This window comes from Pseudoalteromonas sp. 2CM41L, from assembly GCF_023161905.1.
GTDB lineage: Bacteria > Pseudomonadota > Gammaproteobacteria > Enterobacterales > Alteromonadaceae > Pseudoalteromonas > Pseudoalteromonas atlantica.
On the sequence record NZ_JALNTN010000016.1, the window covers coordinates 1 to 15,876 of the forward strand.

Annotated in this window: 19 protein-coding genes and 1 tRNA gene; 15 read left to right on the forward strand and 5 right to left on the reverse strand. The window is 42.2% G+C overall.

What is annotated here, in order from left to right; all coding sequences use genetic code 11:
- Positions 1 to 232 precede the first annotated feature (232 nt).
- The 9 genes from rpsF (at position 233) to alr (ending at position 6,411) form a co-directional block, all read left to right on the forward strand.
- Entirely contained in the window at positions 233 to 574 is a 342-nt protein-coding gene (gene rpsF / locus MTF64_RS15965) for a 30S ribosomal protein S6 (protein ID WP_004588455.1), read from the forward strand.
- A 43-nt stretch (positions 575 to 617) separates the two neighbouring features.
- Positions 618 to 935, forward strand: a complete 318-nt coding sequence (priB, locus tag MTF64_RS15970; RefSeq protein WP_004588456.1) for a primosomal replication protein N — start codon at positions 618 to 620, stop codon at positions 933 to 935.
- A 12-nt stretch (positions 936 to 947) separates the two neighbouring features.
- Positions 948 to 1,175 (forward strand): 30S ribosomal protein S18, encoded by a 228-nt coding sequence (rpsR, locus tag MTF64_RS15975; RefSeq protein WP_002962753.1) that lies wholly within the window; start codon positions 948 to 950, stop codon positions 1,173 to 1,175.
- Positions 1,176 to 1,210: 35 nt separating this feature from the next.
- Positions 1,211 to 1,663 carry a 50S ribosomal protein L9 gene (gene rplI, locus MTF64_RS15980; protein WP_004588457.1) on the forward strand — a complete coding sequence of 151 codons (453 nt, stop codon included), beginning with the start codon at positions 1,211 to 1,213 and terminating at the stop codon, positions 1,661 to 1,663.
- A gap of 210 nt (positions 1,664 to 1,873) precedes the next feature.
- Entirely contained in the window at positions 1,874 to 2,422 is a 549-nt protein-coding gene (locus tag MTF64_RS15985; RefSeq protein WP_004588458.1) for an RNA polymerase sigma factor, read from the forward strand.
- The gene (locus MTF64_RS15990; protein WP_096740095.1) at positions 2,415 to 2,891 is read left to right on the forward strand and encodes a hypothetical protein; all 477 of its coding nucleotides are present in this window, start codon (positions 2,415 to 2,417) and stop codon (positions 2,889 to 2,891) included. Before MTF64_RS15985 ends, MTF64_RS15990 begins: the two co-directional genes overlap by 8 nt.
- A gap of 9 nt (positions 2,892 to 2,900) precedes the next feature.
- On the forward strand, positions 2,901 to 3,839 hold the full coding sequence (locus MTF64_RS15995; RefSeq protein WP_248451979.1) for a DUF4097 family beta strand repeat-containing protein: 939 nt from the start codon (positions 2,901 to 2,903) through the stop codon (positions 3,837 to 3,839).
- 113 nt (positions 3,840 to 3,952) lie between these two features.
- A complete protein-coding gene (dnaB, locus tag MTF64_RS16000; RefSeq protein WP_004588461.1) occupies positions 3,953 to 5,332 on the forward strand; it encodes a replicative DNA helicase in 1,380 nt (459 codons plus the stop codon).
- Positions 5,332 to 6,411 carry an alanine racemase gene (gene alr / locus MTF64_RS16005; RefSeq protein ID WP_024031627.1) on the forward strand — a complete coding sequence of 360 codons (1,080 nt, stop codon included), beginning with the start codon at positions 5,332 to 5,334 and terminating at the stop codon, positions 6,409 to 6,411. Before dnaB ends, alr begins: the two co-directional genes overlap by 1 nt.
- 14 nt (positions 6,412 to 6,425) lie before the next feature.
- Here alr and MTF64_RS16010 read toward each other — a convergent pair whose 3' ends face one another.
- Positions 6,426 to 6,665, reverse strand: coding sequence for a DUF2960 domain-containing protein (locus MTF64_RS16010; protein ID WP_004588463.1), 240 nt, complete (start codon positions 6,663 to 6,665; stop codon positions 6,426 to 6,428).
- A gap of 98 nt (positions 6,666 to 6,763) precedes the next feature.
- On the opposite strand from MTF64_RS16010, the gene MTF64_RS16015 reads away from it, so the two are divergent.
- The 3 genes from MTF64_RS16015 to MTF64_RS16025 are packed head-to-tail and all read left to right on the forward strand — an operon-like array spanning position 6,764 to position 8,484.
- Positions 6,764 to 7,015 carry a hypothetical protein gene (locus MTF64_RS16015; protein ID WP_004588464.1) on the forward strand — a complete coding sequence of 84 codons (252 nt, stop codon included), beginning with the start codon at positions 6,764 to 6,766 and terminating at the stop codon, positions 7,013 to 7,015.
- A gap of 41 nt (positions 7,016 to 7,056) precedes the next feature.
- On the forward strand, positions 7,057 to 7,674 hold the full coding sequence (gene pnuC, locus MTF64_RS16020) for a nicotinamide riboside transporter PnuC (protein ID WP_004588465.1): 618 nt from the start codon (positions 7,057 to 7,059) through the stop codon (positions 7,672 to 7,674).
- A gap of 3 nt (positions 7,675 to 7,677) precedes the next feature.
- Positions 7,678 to 8,484: a phosphotransferase gene (locus tag MTF64_RS16025; RefSeq protein ID WP_248451980.1), complete on the forward strand. Its 807-nt coding sequence runs from the start codon at positions 7,678 to 7,680 to the stop codon at positions 8,482 to 8,484.
- Here the strand turns inward: MTF64_RS16025 and MTF64_RS16030 are convergent.
- Positions 8,481 to 8,663, reverse strand: coding sequence for a hypothetical protein (locus tag MTF64_RS16030; RefSeq protein ID WP_024031630.1), 183 nt, complete (start codon positions 8,661 to 8,663; stop codon positions 8,481 to 8,483). The genes MTF64_RS16025 and MTF64_RS16030 overlap by 4 nt on opposite strands.
- 234 nt (positions 8,664 to 8,897) lie before the next feature.
- On the opposite strand from MTF64_RS16030, the gene MTF64_RS16035 reads away from it, so the two are divergent.
- Positions 8,898 to 8,972 (forward strand) — tRNA-Arg (locus tag MTF64_RS16035).
- A 150-nt stretch (positions 8,973 to 9,122) separates the two neighbouring features.
- Positions 9,123 to 10,349 (forward strand): HD-GYP domain-containing protein, encoded by a 1,227-nt coding sequence (locus MTF64_RS16040; protein ID WP_029772471.1) that lies wholly within the window; start codon positions 9,123 to 9,125, stop codon positions 10,347 to 10,349.
- On the opposite strand, the gene MTF64_RS16045 is transcribed toward MTF64_RS16040, so the two are convergent.
- Positions 10,309 to 10,632: a hypothetical protein gene (locus tag MTF64_RS16045; RefSeq protein ID WP_029772472.1), complete on the reverse strand. Its 324-nt coding sequence runs from the start codon at positions 10,630 to 10,632 to the stop codon at positions 10,309 to 10,311. The two genes, MTF64_RS16040 and MTF64_RS16045, sit on opposite strands and share 41 nt — an antisense overlap.
- Positions 10,633 to 10,913: 281 nt before the next feature.
- Between MTF64_RS16045 and MTF64_RS16050 the strand changes: the two genes are divergently transcribed.
- Complete coding sequence (locus MTF64_RS16050; protein ID WP_248451981.1) at positions 10,914 to 12,182, forward strand: outer membrane protein transport protein; 1,269 nt, start codon at positions 10,914 to 10,916, stop codon at positions 12,180 to 12,182.
- 105 nt (positions 12,183 to 12,287) lie between these two features.
- Here the strand turns inward: MTF64_RS16050 and MTF64_RS16055 are convergent, their stop codons facing one another.
- Both MTF64_RS16055 and MTF64_RS16060 read right to left on the reverse strand, forming a co-directional pair.
- The gene (locus tag MTF64_RS16055) at positions 12,288 to 15,140 is read right to left on the reverse strand and encodes a valine--tRNA ligase (protein ID WP_248451982.1); all 2,853 of its coding nucleotides are present in this window, start codon (positions 15,138 to 15,140) and stop codon (positions 12,288 to 12,290) included.
- Positions 15,141 to 15,195: 55 nt separating this feature from the next.
- A complete protein-coding gene (locus tag MTF64_RS16060; RefSeq protein WP_004588472.1) occupies positions 15,196 to 15,642 on the reverse strand; it encodes a DNA polymerase III subunit chi in 447 nt (148 codons plus the stop codon).
- Positions 15,643 to 15,876 lie beyond the last annotated feature (234 nt).

Here is a 15,876-nt window from a genome sequence, read left to right on the forward strand (position 1 = left end):
GATAGCTGATAGCTGATAGCTGATAGCTGATAGCTGATAGCTGATAGCTGATAGCTGATAGCTGATAGCTGATAGCTTTAACACTTATCTATCAAAGCTTAAAAAACCTGCTTGCTTAATTATCCATCTAAGCGTAAAATGCGCGCTCATTTCGGCTTTTACACTATTAATTCCTTGCCTTAAACCGACCGGCCGAAACGGTAGAAGGCTCTATTAACCGTAAGGAATATCCATGCGTCATTACGAAATCGTATTCATGGTTCACCCTGATCAGAGTGAGCAAGTATCTGGTATGATCGAACGTTATACTGGTTCTATCACTGAAGCTGGTGGTACTATCCACCGTCTTGAAGACTGGGGCCGTCGTCAACTGGCTTACCCAATCAACAAGCTTCACAAAGCTCATTATGTTCTTATGAACGTTGAAGCACCTACTGAAGTAATCAGCGAGCTAGAAACTACTTTCCGCTACAACGATGCAGTGCTTCGTAACTTAGTTATGCGTACTAAAAATGCAGTAACTGAAGCGTCTCCTCTTGCAAGAGAAGAGAAGAAAGAAGCACCAGCTGCTTAATTGTTTTGAGTCCTAGCATGGCACGTAGTCAGCAGTTAGTGTAATGGTTAGCCCATATATGAATCAGCTGGTTATATCGGGGGTTGTTTGTAAAACACCCAAGTTTAGCCAAAGCCCTGCAGGCATACCGCATTGTATTTTTGTTGTAGAACATAAATCGATGCAAACCGAAGCAGATCTTAACCGTAATAGTTACGTTAGGCTTCAGGTTGTTGCCAGTGGTAAGCAAATGCAACAACAGACTCAACATTTGCACGTTGGGCAGGCATTGCAAGTGAGTGGTTTTTTAAATCGCCACGAAGGTCGTAACGGCCTTAGCCAATTGGTTTTGCATGCTCAGCATATAGAAAGAATTATTTGAGGAATTAATCTCATGGCACGTTATTTCAGACGTCGTAAGTTCTGCCGCTTTAAAGCGGAAGGCGTACAACAAATCGATTACAAAGATCTAGCTACTCTTAGAAACTATGTTACAGAAAGTGGCAAAATCGTACCTAGCCGTATTACAGGTACTAGCGCTAAATACCAGCGCCAGCTAGCAACTGCTATTAAGCGTGCTCGCTACTTAGCCCTTCTTCCATACACTGACTTACATAAGTAAGCAGCGGATTAACAGTTTTTAAAAGGTGTAGAAACATGCAAGTTATTCTACTAGATAAGATCGCTAACCTAGGTGGCCTAGGTGACCAGGTTGTTGTTAAATCTGGCTTCGCACGTAACTTCCTTTTCCCGCAAGGTAAGGCAGTTCCTGCAACTAAAGCAAACATTGAAACGTTTGATGCTCGTCGCGCAGACTTAGAAGCGAAAATCGCTGAACAGTTAACTGCAGCACAAGCACGCGCTGACAAACTAGAAGCATTAGCAGAAGTTACTTTAGTATCTAAAGCTGGTGACGAAGGTAAGCTATTCGGTTCAATCGGTACTCGTGACATCGCTGACGCTATCTCAGCTGTTGGTGTTGAAGTTGCTAAATCAGAAGTTCGTTTACCTCACGGTACTATCCGTGAAACTGGCGAATTCGACGTTGCAATCGCAGTACACTCAGACGTAACAGCTACTATTAAAGTAATCGTTATTGCTGAAGCTTAATTTTTAATTAAGCCCAAAAAGCCGTGCTTTTAGCGCGGCTTTTTTGTATCTAAAATTCCTCTTTAATACCCATCTAATAGCTCTATATAAAATTATTTAACTATTTTTATTATTAGTTTAAACCTTTCTTGTCTGTCTTTGCGTCTTAGTAATCAATACACTCATTAATACACGTTTTTAAATAAAAATAATTAAAAGGCGACATCACGGATGTTACACACAAAACCCGAGCACACGCCCCTATGCGACCTTGCACTCATTGAGCGTGTTAAAGCGGGGGATCAAAATGCTTATAAAGCATTATATGAGCTGCATATAAAGCGTGTTTACGGTTTATGTTTGCGCTTACTGGCCGATGAAGCGCACGCTGAAGATGCCGCCCAAGAGGTGTTTGTGCAGGTGTGGCATAAAATAGCGCAGTTTGACGGGCGCTCACAATTTTCTACTTGGCTATACAGCGTAGCAAGCAACATTGCGATTAGTTATGTACGCAAGCACAAAAGCTGGTTAAACAAAGTTGTGAGCATAGAACAAAGCGGTATGGATGAGCAAAGCGCACAAAGCTGTAAGGGATTAAACGGGTTAGATAAATTAATTGTTCGCCTACCAGAGCGCGCCCGCATGGTGTTTGTTTTATATGCTATTGAAGGCTACCGCCACGAAGAAATAGCCCAGCAATTGGGAATGGCAGTGGGGTCGAGTAAGTCGCAATATCATCGTGCAAGGCAGTTATTACAAGAGTGGTACGAGTATGAGTAAACAAAATTTTGATGACTACTTAAACGAGTCTTTAAACAATTTAAATAAAGACATAGCGCCCAATAAAGCACTTTGGCAGGGCATTGAGCACGCCATAGTTACAGCTAAGCCACCTGCTGTTAAAGCGCCATTATGGCCTAAATTGAGCGCTATTGCTGCGTGCAGTGCAGCGGCGTTATTAGCAATAAATATATTTATGAGCAATAACGAGCCAAGCCAAGTGGCTGCTATGAGCGATTATTTTAAAGCGCAAAAGCAAAGTTTATTAGTGCAGTACAAAAACCAGGATGCACTTACCAATAACTGGCAAGCACAGTTACAAGAGCTTGAAGAAGCAGAGCAAGCAATTAAACAGGCACTTGAAAACGAGCCACAAAATCAGGCATTACTGACCATGTTGGCGCAAGTTTACCAGCAACAACTCGACTTAATTAACAAGGTGCATGCACCGCGTTGGCAGCAAATATAGGGGAATAACATGAAAGCAATTTTACTTGGGCTAAGCCTATTACCACTGAGCGTTTTAGCGGGCGAAAAAATAGATAAGCAAATAGAGGTGCCAAGCGGCGGCACTATTTTTATTGAAAACCAACGCGGCGATGTAAACATAACCGGCTGGGATAAAAACGAATTTAAAGTCTCAGGCGAGCTTGATGACAAGGCCGAAGGATTTGAGCTTAAAACGACAGGCGATAAAACCGAATTTATAGTAAAAATGCCACGCAATTTGGGGTGGGGTAACAATGGAGATGGCTCTAACTTAACGGTATTTATGCCAAAAAGCAGTCGCTTAGAATTTGCTGGCGTAAATGTGTCAGTGACTGCAAAAACACTTAAAAAAGGCGCTGAGGTTGATGTTGTTAATGGTGAAATTACGGTAGATAACATTAGCGGCACTGTTAAATTAAGCACCGTAAATGGCGATGTAAACGCACAGAACTTAAGCGGCAATATTCAGTTTGAAACCGTAAACGGTGAAATAAACGATGAGCAATCAAGCGGAGAGCTGCGCTTTAGCGCCGTAAATGGCGATATTAAATCAAGCACAACCGCAAACGACGTACGATTAGAAAACGTAAATGGTGATATCGATTTTACTTTATCGAGCATTAAAAGCTTACGTATTAATACTGTAAACGGCGAAGCTGAAATACACATCAGTGAGTTGCTAAAAGGGGCTGATGTTCGCTATGAGTCGGTAAGTGGTGATGCTGATTTTTACTTCCCGCAAAGTGTGTCGGCTCAGTTTGAGATTAAAGCGCACGCCAACGGTAAAATTATTAATAAAGTTACCAGCGATAAAGTGACTAAAGCTAAATATGGCCCTTCTAGTGATTTAGAGTTTAGTGCCAATGGTGGCAGCGCAAGTGTTGAAATGGATACTATAAGCGGGCGAATTGAGCTTCGAACTAAATAACGCTAATTAGCGTTAATGATTACAAAAAGCAGGAAAAGATTTCCTGCTTTGCTATTTGCACAGCCCCGCCAAGTCGATAGAATAGAGCCATTCAATTTTAGTACTGTGAAGTTATGGCCAAACCAGATAAGCAAGTCGATACCCTTAAAGTTCCTCCCCATTCAATAGAAGCTGAACAATCTGTTTTAGGTGGCTTAATGCTTGATAACCAAGCTTTTGACCGCGTAGCAGAGCTGGTTGTTGCGCAGGACTTTTATACCCGCACCCATAAGCTTATTTTTGAAGCCATGACCGCGCTTGCTGAAGTGGGCGATCCGATAGATTTAATCACAATTTCAGAAAGCCTTGAAAAAAATAACCAACTAGCAGGCATTGGTGGTTTTGCGTATTTGGCCGAAATAGCTAAAAACACCCCAAGTGCTGCGAATATCGATGCATACGCCAATATTGTGCGTGAGCGCGCGGTAGTACGCGAAATGATTGGCGTAGCTAATGAAATAGCCGAAGCTGGTTTTAACCCAGAAGGGCGCACCAGCCACGACTTATTAGACTTTGCCGAGAGTAAAGTATTTAAAATTGCTGAGCAACGTACAAAAAGTACCGAAGGCCCGCAAAGCATTCATAACATTCTTGAAAAAACCGTCGATAAAATCGAAGAGCTATACCAGTCGCCGCAAGACGGTGTAACCGGTGTAAGCACTGGGTATGCTGATTTAGATAAAATGACAGCAGGTATGCAGCCTTCTGATTTAATTATTGTTGCAGCACGTCCGTCGATGGGTAAAACCACCTTTGCGATGAACCTTGCTGAGCACGCCGCAATGACGCAAGACAAGCCTGTGCTTATTTACTCATTAGAGATGCCCTCTGAACAAATTATGATGAGGATGTTGGCATCACTTGGTCGTATTAACCAAACTAAGGTACGTACTGGCCAGCTAGATGATGACGATTGGGCGCGACTTTCATCAACTATGGGGCTGTTGATGGAAAAAGGCAAAATGTATGTTGATGATGCATCGGGGCTTACACCTACCGATGTGCGTTCACGTGCAAGACGTATAGCGCGCGACCACGGTGGTATTAGTATGATCATGGTCGATTACCTTCAGTTAATGCGCGTACCTAGTTTATCAGATAATCGTACTTTAGAGATTGCCGAAATATCGCGTTCATTAAAAGCGCTCGCTAAAGAGTTACAGTGCCCGGTTATTGCGCTTTCGCAGCTAAACCGTACGCTAGAGCAACGTGCTGATAAACGCCCAATTAACTCAGATTTACGTGAGTCGGGTTCAATAGAGCAAGATGCCGATTTAATCATGTTTATATACCGTGATGAGGTATACAACGAAGACAGCACTGAAAAAGGCATCGCCGAAATTATCATAGGTAAACAGCGTAACGGCCCAATTGGTAAAGTGCGCTTAACCTTCCAAGGGCAATTTTCTCGCTTTGATAATTACGCGGGGCCAGCAGTTGATGATGAATACTAATGCGCCTAGCCACAGCCGAAATTAACCTAACCGCCCTTGCGCATAACTTATCGCAGGTAAAACGTTTTGCGCCAAATAGCAAAATAATGGCGGTATTAAAAGCCAATGCGTATGGGCATGGTTTAGTAAAAATTGCCCAGCACTTAAATAGTGCTGATGCATTTGCTGTTGCCCGAATTGATGAAGCCCTCGCACTGCGCGCCGGTGGTTTAACAAAGCCAATAGTACTGCTTGAAGGTTTTTTTAATAAAGCCGACTTACCTATTTTATTGGCTAATAATTTTCAAACTATTGTGCACGACGAAAACCAGCTTGCAGCAATAGAAAATGCCACCTTAGATGCGCCAATTACTTGCTGGCTAAAAATAAACACCGGCATGCACCGATTAGGCATAGCACCGGAGCAGTTTGACGCATTTTATAGTCGCTTGCAGCGCACACCCAATGCTAAAAGCACCATTAATTTGATGACCCATTTTTCGTGTGCCGATGATACGCACAATACTAAAACGGCGCAGCAAATTAGCTTATTTGATACGCTTGTAAAGGGCATAGACCAAGCGCATTGTTTATCAAACTCGGCCGGTATTATAGCTTGGCCAGCAGGACACGGTGATTGGATACGCCCAGGACTTATGCTTTATGGGGTGTCGCCAATGGCAAACTGCACAGGGCAAGAACACAATTTAAAGCCGGTCATGCGTTTAACCACAAAGGTGATTGCAGTGCGTGATGTTGCCGCCCATGAGCGAGTAGGGTACGGAGGCCGTTGGCAAAGTGATAAACCAACCCAATTAGCCGTAGTGGCTATGGGTTATGGCGATGGCTATCCGCGTCATGCCAAAGAAGGCACACCGGTTATGATTGCAGGGCAGCGTTACGGTATTGTAGGCAGTGTGTCTATGGATATGATAAGCATTGATATAGGCGAAAACGAGCACAATGTTAAAGTAGGCGACAGCGTTACAATGTGGGGGCCGGAGCTTCCGGTTGAAGAAATAGCCCACTGCGCCGATACTATCCCTTACGAATTACTGTGTAATATTACACCGCGCGTAAGTTACGAGTACCAGCGATAGTTAATAAGTGATATTTATTCTTTAATAAAGTAAATATCACTAAAGCCCATACGGGCAAATTCTTGGTCACGAAAGTTACGTACAGCCGAAGAGCCTTTTGAGGTCATTTCTATTTGGCGTACCATGTTTAAGTAGTTGGTTAAATCAATACCTTCGGCAGCGGCAATAGCTTGATACATGTCGTGGTATTTGTCTTTTGCGAAGTTAATTTCGCGCGGTTGGTTTTTAAATGTATAGGTTATTCTGCGTGCCATAATAAGCTCAGCTAATTGAGTGTGAGTGTAATTTTACACTGTATTGAACTGGCATTGAACGATTTGTTGAAATCAAATAATTAAAAGTAGAGTTTAAAATGAAATTATCAGTAGAGATCAGTAAATACCCACTTCATCAAGATTACATCCCGTTTATTAAGGGCTTTATTGACCGTTTAAACGAATACGACAACTTAAAAGTGATCACCAATACGCTTTCTACGCAAATTTTTGGCGATTACGATTTAGTAATGCAAGTGCTAAACACCGAAATTAAACGCTCGTACGAAGAGTTTGGTAAGGCTATTTTTGTTTGTAAGTTTTTATCTGGCGATTTATCTCCAGAGTAATCGCCTTTATTTAACGTGTATTAAAAACGGTAACCGCACACATGGATTTTTTAACACAAACCTTAAGTGGTTTTACAGCAATGTCGCATTGGGAATATATTGCGGTAGGGTTGTCTATTGCTTATTTATTACTGGCAATAAAAGAGAGCCTATGGTGCTGGCCTGCCGCTTTTTTTAGCACGCTTATTTACACCATAATGTACTGGAATGGCGCGCTGCTTATGGAGTCGCTACTTAATTTTTATTACATGTACATGGCTGTATTTGGCTGGATGGTATGGCGCAAAGGCAAAGCAGATAATATTAGTATTACCTCTTGGTCTACACAACGCCACGCCATTCTTATAGGCGCTACGAGCTTAGCGGCCATTATTATTGGCTATGTAATGCAAAACTACACCCACGCCGATTTTGCCTACCTAGATAGCTTTACAACCTGTTTTGCGGTGGTAACCACGTATTTGGTTGCTAAAAAAGTACTCGAAAACTGGCTGTATTGGATTGTTATTGATGCGGCCTCTATGTATTTGTATTACGAAAAAGGCTATTACCCAACGCTCGCGCTATTTATTTTTTACACTATTATGGCCGCGTGGGGATTTAAAACCTGGTACGAAGAGTACGAGCAAAGCCAAGCTAAGCCATTAGCGCAATTATAACGCATGCACCGTAATCCAAATATTGCCGCGTTATGTAGTGAGTTTGTGGCACCTGAGCACGTGCTACAAACCACTAAATTAGTGAATGGTTTAAGTAACGACAATTACCTAATAAAAACTGCACAGCAAAACTACTTATTAAAATGCTACAAATCGCATTGGCCTAAAATAGGGCTACAAGCCCAAACTGCACTTAGCCAACATAACGTTTGCCCTAAACCCATTTGGCTCGATAAGGCTAACAGGCGAGCTGCATTTCGCTATATTTGTGGTGATATCGCTACTAATAATTACAGTATTGACCTAGTTGAAAAGTTGGCACGCGTTCATAGTTACCCTCTAGCTACACAGCCAATGGATATTGCAAAAGAGCTTGCGTATTACGCTAATAGCAACATATATCAACAGCACAGCCGCTTAATTGAAGATACGCTAAGCGCCATTAGTGATATGCCCTACAGCAGTGGCTTTTGTCATAACGATTTAGTTAAAGATAACCTAATAGTAAATTCAAGAGGCATGTATTTAATTGACTTTGAATATGCGCAAACAAACGACGTGTATTTTGATTTAGCGGCACTTGCGGTTAGCTTAGAGCTAAATGGGCACGCAGAGCACACTTTGCTTGAGCAATATAGCGCCCAGCAAGCAATACCCAGTGAGTTTTATTGCGCTTATGACAAGCTACGTTACTTTAAAGTGGTGTTTTTGGTGTTGTGTATAGGGTGGTATGAGCAGCGCGACATAAATAATAAGGCAAGCACATTACGCGCGCAGCTAAGTAAGTTATTAAACGAGATAAAAGATTAAAGCCCGCCAAAACGCGCGGCAAGCTCTTTGTACTTTGCTACTTCGTCAGCATCAAATTGGGGCTCACCGTTTTCATCTTCAGACTTGGCAATAAGCAAGCTCTCACGAGCAAGGCGTTTTACCCGCTCGGCTTTTACACCTAAAAACTCAGCCACTTGCTCAGTCGACATTAAACTCATAATTACATCCTCTATATAATCCGTAAGCATTCAGAACATGTTGCCAAACGGTTACTATTTTTTTATCGAATACCAATAAATAGCTTGTTTTTGGCAAGTTGTGAAGTGTTTTATCAAAAACAGTTTGATTTATAGGCATATAACTCAATGATGCTGGTATTTATTTAAAGATCTCTTTATTATTGCCAGTGCTAAAGCATTGATATCGCGAGTTAGTGTTTTAGCAACAAATGTGCTCTTGTGGTGAAATGGATATCACGTGGCCCTCCGGAGGCTAAGTTCTAGGTTCGATTCCTAGCAAGAGCGCCATTTGCTTTTTATTGTTTTCCTGTTTACGTCTACCTTTATTTTAGTAGTCCTTTGTAGTTATATGGTATTGCCCTCAACTCAAAAAGTAGACTTTTAGGGTTAAACAATGCTATTTAGTAGGCATATTTAATTGTAGAAAACGCTTCTGCCATGCTCATCGCGTTACCCATTTCAGAGCTCACCCCAGGTATGTTTGTTGACAGTGTTACCAAACAGCATGAAGGGCTCAACAGTATAAAAATAAAAACCAGTGGCTTAGTGCGAAACCAGGCAATTATAAAACGCTTAGTAACCGAAGGCGTTTTAGAGCTGCTTATCGACTTTACCAAAGGCGATGCCGCCATACCCGATAAGTACAAACCTAAGAGTGCGCCCCCACAAAAGAGCACCACTTCAAGCAGTAAAACAAAACCACCCGCGGTAAAACCTGCGATTACCCTTGAGCAAGAATTTGCCAAAGCTAGCATCAACTTTGAGCAGCATAATCGCAAGCTGCAAGCTTTGTATGGTGATGTAACCACAGGGTTGTCGGTTAATTTAAAGGTGATTGATGAAATGGCTAACGATATAGTCAGCTCGGTATTTAGAAATACCAGTGCAATGACCATTTTAACCCGCATAAAAGACAAACATAGCTACAATTGGCGCCACATGATTAACTGCGCTATTTTCACCGCCGTGTTTGCTAAATATTTAGGATACAAAGAAGAAGCCGTGCAGCAGCTTGCTATGGGCGCGTTACTTCACGACTTAGGGCAAGCTAAACTCCCGCAGGGGATTATTTCTAGGCCAAGTAAACTCACTAGCAGCGAAATGGATATTATTAAACGCCATGTGGCTCAAGGTTTAGGCTTGGTTAAAGGTGAAAAAGGCATTACCCCCCTAATACTCGACATGATAGTTAACCACCATGAGCGATTAGATGGCTCAGGCTATCCGCGTGGTATTACAGCTGAAAAGCTTAGTCGCCCAGCGCGCATAATGGCGATTGTTGATGTGTACGATGCGCTAACAGCCGATAGACCGCATCAAGAAGGGGATGAACCCATTAACGCGCTGCGTTATTTGTTGGCTAACAAAGAGCTATTTGATGCAGAGCTAGTACAGCACTTTATTAAATGTTTAGGTGTGCACCCAGTAGGCACTATTGTTAAATTAACTAATGAGCGATTAGCTCTCGTGCTCGAGGGCAATAAATCAAATCCCATCAAGCCTAAAGTTAAGCTATTTTATAATGCTAAACACGGGCACCACGTCACCCCTAAAGACTTAGACTTAAATGAGCCTGATCAAAGTATTAAAATAGTGTCGAGTATCAAGCCACTCGACTATCAAATTAATTTGGCTCGTTTGTTAAAAGAGCACTTGTTGAATTAGCTTTTTTACAGCGCTTAAGTTTTTCGCGTTTAGCAGAAATATAAGCGCCTAAAAAACAACTCGCCATTAACGTTAGCCATAATAATGTTCCTTGCTGTACATGCAGTGCAATACAGCAAAAAGCTAACGACACTAATGCATTTAGCATGGCCCCTAACCAGTAATGGTTTACGGGGTTATCGCATTGGCCGGCTTGTGTGCAGGCACAATAGTTTGCTTTATAAAAACAAAACACACTGGCGCCACAAAAAATGAGCCCTGCAATAATAAGTAAAATGATCACCTATTTGCTTCCTTTGTGATTTTGTAATGAGTTTAAAATGCAGGGAATTACAAGTCAATCTAAATGATAATTAATTACAATTAGAGTATAAGCTCTAATAACACATTTCTGCTCCGATGAGTTTTAAATAGTTGTTAAAATGTAGTTAAAAAACGTGTTTTTTGGTGTTTTTTGTCGCTTTGTTACAGTTTTTTATAAAAAATTAAGGTAGTGTAGCCAAGTTTAAAATCCTAATAACAACACATAGATACCCAAACGCTTGTTTGGTTAAGGACACAACAATGAAATTTTCTAAAACTCTTATTGCAGCTTCGCTTGCATTTGTTTCGGCTGATAGTTTTGCAGCCGCGTTTCAATTAGCAGAGCAAAACGCGTCAGGTTTAGGCCGTGCATACGCAGGTGAAGCATCTATCGCAGATGATGCGTCTGTTGTTGCTCGCAACCCTGCATTAATGACTTTATTTAAAGATAAGCAACTTAGTGTTGCTGCTATTGGTGTAATTCCAGATGTGAGCTTAGAAGGAACACAAACCAATAACGGTATTGATCCAAGTGCCCTAGATGATGACAGCATAGCACCAAGCGCAGTAGTACCTGCCGCTTACTTTACTATGCCGTATAACGATAAAGTATCACTAGGTTTTGGCGCGTTTTCTAACTTTGGTTTATCTACAGAGTTTAACGATGACTACGTAGCGGGCCAAATTGCAGGCGAGACAGAAATTTTCACCGTTAACCTTAATGCAAGCGTTGCTTATAAAGTAACTGAGCAATTTAGCTTTGGTATTGGCTTAAACTACATTTATGCAGATGCAACCGTAATCCGTAAAGTAGGCGCTAATACAAGCGGCTTTGATTTTGGTGCTGATGCAGTAAACCTTCAAGGTGACGACACAGGCCTAGGTTTAAACGTTGGTTTAATGTACCAACTAGACGAAAATAGCCGTTTTGGTTTTAACTACCGCAGCGAAACAGACATCACATTTGAAGGTGATTTCTCAAATGACTTACCAGTAGCTGTAGGCGGCACTGGTGGTGCACAACTACCGGGTTCTGTAGAGCTAACGTTACCAGCTATTGCTGAGTTTTCTGGTTCTCACCAGTTAGATGAAAAACTTGGCTTACACTACAGCGTATTATGGACAGGTTGGAGCAGCTTTGAGTCACTAGAAGCGCAAGTAACTGCACCAACAGGCGACAAGTTTGTTGCATTTGAAAAACAAGAGCAGTTTGACGATGCGTTTCGTTACTCTATCGGTGGCGATTATCAATACAACGAAGACTTATTACTTCGTGCAGGTGTAGCGTTTGATGAGTCGCCAGTATCGCAAACTCACCTTTCTATCTCTATCCCTGATACAGACCGTTTTTGGTTCTCGTTTGGTGGTAACTACACTATCGACACGCAATCAAATGTTGATTTAGGTGTAAGTATTATTCGTGGTAAAACACAAACATTTACTGAAGCTGATGAGTCAGGCAGTGAGTGGGGCTTCGAGTCTAAAGGCCACGCTGTACTTGTTGGCGCTCAGTACAACTACAAGTTTTAATGTAGCTGTGCCTTGTGGTTAATCGCAGGGCACAAAAAAGCCGCTCACTTTAACAGTGAGCGGCTTTTTTAATGCCTGCTAAATTGCTTTAGCAGGCAACTAAAATTATAAGCTTTCTATTTTAGTTTTTTGCTCAAGTAACTTGGTTTTAGCATCAGTGAATTCAGCGAGCTTCGCGTTCTCTTTTGCAAGTACGGCTTCTGGTGCGTTATTTACAAACTTTTCGTTAGCCAGCTTGTTTTGCACTTGGGCTAGGCCTTTTTCTGCTTTTTCGAGTTGCTTGTTTATACGTGCAAGCTCTGCTTCAACGTCAATTAAGCCCGCCATAGGGATCATAATTTCAAGGTTGCCAACATAGGATGTTGCACACGCTGGTGCATCATCTTTGTTTTCAAGCAGGGTGAACGATTCAAGTTTAGCAAGCGAGGCAATAAATGACTCGTTCTCGTTAATACGGCGCACATCATCGCTTGATGCGTTAGCTAGCAACACGTTAAGTGGCTTACTTGGGCTAATGTCCATCTCACCACGAATAACACGAATTGCTAAAATAAACTGTTTAACCCACTCTAAGTCGTCCATAGCTTGGGCATCAACGTTTGCTTCATTATAAACAGGGAAGCCCTGTACCATGATGCTGGTACCTGCTGTTTCAAGCCCTGCAAGTGGTGCAACGCGCTGCCAAATAGTTTCGGTAATGTATGGCATCATTGGGTGCATTAAGCGCAGTAGGCTTTCTAGTACCGTAATGAGTGTATTACGTGTACCGCGTTGCTGTGCTTCATTGCCTTTAAATAATACCGGCTTAGTCAGCTCTAAGTACCAATCACAGAACTGGTTCCAAGTGAATTCGTAAAGCGTGTTAGCCGCTAAATCAAAGCGGTAGTTATCAAGGTGTTCAGTGTAGGTTTTAACCGTTGCTTCAAATTGACCTAATATCCAACGATCTGCTAATGAGAACTCTTTTTGTGCATCGTTGAAGCCACAATCTTGCTCTTCTGTGTTCATTAATACGTAACGGCTTGCGTTCCATAGTTTATTACAGAAGTTACGGTAACCTTCTAGGCGGTTCATATCCCAGTTGATATCACGACCGGTTGATGCCATTGCTGCAAGGGTAAAGCGAAGCGCATCGGTACCGTGTGCCTCAATACCATTTGCAAATACTTTGCGCGTGTCTTTTTCGATTTTAGCGGCAAGTTTAGGCTGCATCATGTTGCCAGTACGCTTTTGTACTAAATCTTCCAGCTCAATGCCGTCAATCATATCTAGTGGGTCAAGTACGTTACCTTTTGACTTAGACATTTTATCGCCGTTGTCATCACGTATTAGGCCGGTAACATACACTGTTTTAAACGGCACTTGTGGCTTACCATTTTCATCTTTTATAAAGTGCAGCGTCATCATGATCATACGCGCAACCCAGAAGAAAATAATATCAAAACCCGTTACTAACACGTCAGACGGGTGGAAGGTTTTTAAATCATCCGTGTTCTCTGGCCAACCTTGCGTTGAGAACGTCCACAGCGCAGATGAGAACCAGGTATCAAGTACGTCTTCGTCTTGGCTTAGCGCAACATCATCGGCAATGTTGTTGTCGCGGCGTACTTCAGCTTCATCGCGGCCAACGTAAACGTTGCCTTCGCTGTCGTACCAAGCTGGAATACGGTGACCCCACCAAAGCTGGCGTGAAATACACCAATCTTGTACGTCGTTCATCCACGAGAAGTACATGTTCTCGTACTGTTTAGGCACAAACTGAATGTCGCCATTTTTAACGGCATCTTTTGCAGGTTCTGCAAGTGGTGCAACACGTACATACCATTGGTCGGTAAGGAGTGGCTCAATAACCACACCAGAGCGGTCGCCGTAAGGTACAGTTAACGCATGGTCTTCGATTTTTTCGAGTAAACCAAGTTCTTCAAATTCTGCGATAATCGCTTTACGCGCAGCAAAACGGTCTAGGCCGTGTAAGCGCTCAGGAATTGGCGCATCAAACTCAAGTTCTTTACCGTCAAAGGTGTATGTTTCACCTTGGCTTAGAATAGCAGCGTTTTTATCGAAAATATTGATCATTGGCATTTTATGACGCTTGCCAACTTCGTTATCGTTAAAGTCGTGTGCTGGGGTGATTTTTACACAACCCGTGCCTTTGTCTTTATCAGCGTGTTCATCTGCAACAATTGTGATACGACGATTTACGATAGGCAGTAAAATCTCTTTACCAATTAAATCTGTGTAGCGTTCGTCATCTGGGTTTACTGCAACACCTGAGTCACCTAGCATGGTTTCTGGACGTGTTGTTGCTACGACAATGTAGTCTTTGCCGTCTTGTGTTTTAACGCCATCAGCAAGTGGGTAGCGCAAATTCCACATGTGGCCTTGTTTGTCTTTGTTTTCAACTTCAAGGTCTGAAATAGCGGTGTGTAATTTTGGATCCCAGTTTACTAGGCGCTTACCGCGGTAAATTAGGTTTTCTTTGTGAAGACGTACAAAGACTTCTTTAACCGCTTCAGATAAGCCATCGTCCATCGTAAAGCGTTCACGGTCCCAATCAACCGATGCGCCAAGACGACGAAGCTGTTTAGTGATAGTACCGCCAGATTCGTTTTTCCATTCCCAAATTTTATTAATAAAATCTTCGCGGCCTAAATCGTGACGTGTTTTACCTTCTTCAGCGTGTAGTTTACGCTCAACCAACATTTGCGTTGCAATACCCGCGTGGTCAGTACCTACTTGCCATAATGTGTTGTTACCTTGCATACGCTTAAAACGCGTAAGGGTATCCATTATTGTATCTTGGAAGGCGTGGCCCATGTGCAAGCTACCGGTGACATTTGGCGGCGGGATCATGATCGAATACGGTACGCCTTGGCCAGATGGCTTAAAGTAGCCTTTTTGTTCCCAGTCTTGGTATAGCGACTGTTCAATATCTTGCGGATTGTAGGTTTTATCCATTACACAGAACCTTAAATAAGTACTTAAATTAGTTGGTTAGCTTTATCCTAAACGGCTAGCTATTAATCTCTTGCGTGCTGATATTGGCACCAAGTTGGCGCAGCTTTTTAAAGCGCTCACGAGCGGCTTGTTTAGCTACAGACTCTACTGGTACAAAATCAAAAACTTGGCTAAAACGCCTAATAAAATCAGGTAGGTTAGTAGCTAAGTTAATTAAAACGTTACGTTTGCCAACAGGAGGCGTGGTGCCTATTTCTACTGGTGCGCCGGCTTTAGGGCCTTCGCCTTGCAGGTTATGCGGCACAAAACTGTCGGGATCAAATGCCCAAATGGTTTCGTCAATGGCATAGGCGGTATGTTCGTTATCTACAAAAATAAATACACGATGCCCTAATCGATACTGCTCTGCGGCAATTTGAGCTGCTAAAGCAAAATGATCATCAGCCTGCGCTTTAGATTCATCTTGTTGCTTTAGAACGAAAAATTGAGCATTCATGTTCATTGTATCGGGGTTTCCCATGACATTGAATGTGCACATAGTTGATACACATAAATTAAGTGGCAGATTTTGCCATATAACGGGGTTTGCTTCAATTAATACACAGATAATTACAGCAATAAAAAAGGCGCCAAATGGCGCCTTAATACAAGTTAAATAACCTAAGCTCTGGTTAAAATGTTTTGCCCTATGGCAAATAAATTTAACGCTGTTAGCGCTAAAAATGTCTGCTGAGTG

Excerpts from the sequence above, each read along its gene's own strand:
- rpsF (WP_004588455.1), top strand. The coding sequence starts at position 233 with ATGCGTCATTACGAAATCGTATTCATGGTTCACCCTGATCAGAGTGAG.
- priB (WP_004588456.1), top strand. The coding sequence starts at position 618 with ATGGTTAGCCCATATATGAATCAGCTGGTTATATCGGGGGTTGTTTGT.
- rpsR (WP_002962753.1), top strand. The coding sequence starts at position 948 with ATGGCACGTTATTTCAGACGTCGTAAGTTCTGCCGCTTTAAAGCGGAA.
- rplI (WP_004588457.1), top strand. The coding sequence starts at position 1,211 with ATGCAAGTTATTCTACTAGATAAGATCGCTAACCTAGGTGGCCTAGGT.
- MTF64_RS15985 (WP_004588458.1), top strand. The coding sequence starts at position 1,874 with ATGTTACACACAAAACCCGAGCACACGCCCCTATGCGACCTTGCACTC.
- MTF64_RS15990 (WP_096740095.1), top strand. The coding sequence starts at position 2,415 with ATGAGTAAACAAAATTTTGATGACTACTTAAACGAGTCTTTAAACAAT.
- MTF64_RS15995 (WP_248451979.1), top strand. The coding sequence starts at position 2,901 with ATGAAAGCAATTTTACTTGGGCTAAGCCTATTACCACTGAGCGTTTTA.
- dnaB (WP_004588461.1), top strand. The coding sequence starts at position 3,953 with ATGGCCAAACCAGATAAGCAAGTCGATACCCTTAAAGTTCCTCCCCAT.
- alr (WP_024031627.1), top strand. The coding sequence starts at position 5,332 with ATGCGCCTAGCCACAGCCGAAATTAACCTAACCGCCCTTGCGCATAAC.
- MTF64_RS16010 (WP_004588463.1), bottom strand. The coding sequence starts at position 6,665 with ATGGCACGCAGAATAACCTATACATTTAAAAACCAACCGCGCGAAATT.
- MTF64_RS16015 (WP_004588464.1), top strand. The coding sequence starts at position 6,764 with ATGAAATTATCAGTAGAGATCAGTAAATACCCACTTCATCAAGATTAC.
- pnuC (WP_004588465.1), top strand. The coding sequence starts at position 7,057 with ATGGATTTTTTAACACAAACCTTAAGTGGTTTTACAGCAATGTCGCAT.
- MTF64_RS16025 (WP_248451980.1), top strand. The coding sequence starts at position 7,678 with ATGCACCGTAATCCAAATATTGCCGCGTTATGTAGTGAGTTTGTGGCA.
- MTF64_RS16030 (WP_024031630.1), bottom strand. The coding sequence starts at position 8,663 with ATGAGTTTAATGTCGACTGAGCAAGTGGCTGAGTTTTTAGGTGTAAAA.
- MTF64_RS16040 (WP_029772471.1), top strand. The coding sequence starts at position 9,123 with ATGCTCATCGCGTTACCCATTTCAGAGCTCACCCCAGGTATGTTTGTT.
- MTF64_RS16050 (WP_248451981.1), top strand. The coding sequence starts at position 10,914 with ATGAAATTTTCTAAAACTCTTATTGCAGCTTCGCTTGCATTTGTTTCG.
- MTF64_RS16055 (WP_248451982.1), bottom strand. The coding sequence starts at position 15,140 with ATGGATAAAACCTACAATCCGCAAGATATTGAACAGTCGCTATACCAA.
- MTF64_RS16060 (WP_004588472.1), bottom strand. The coding sequence starts at position 15,642 with ATGAACATGAATGCTCAATTTTTCGTTCTAAAGCAACAAGATGAATCT.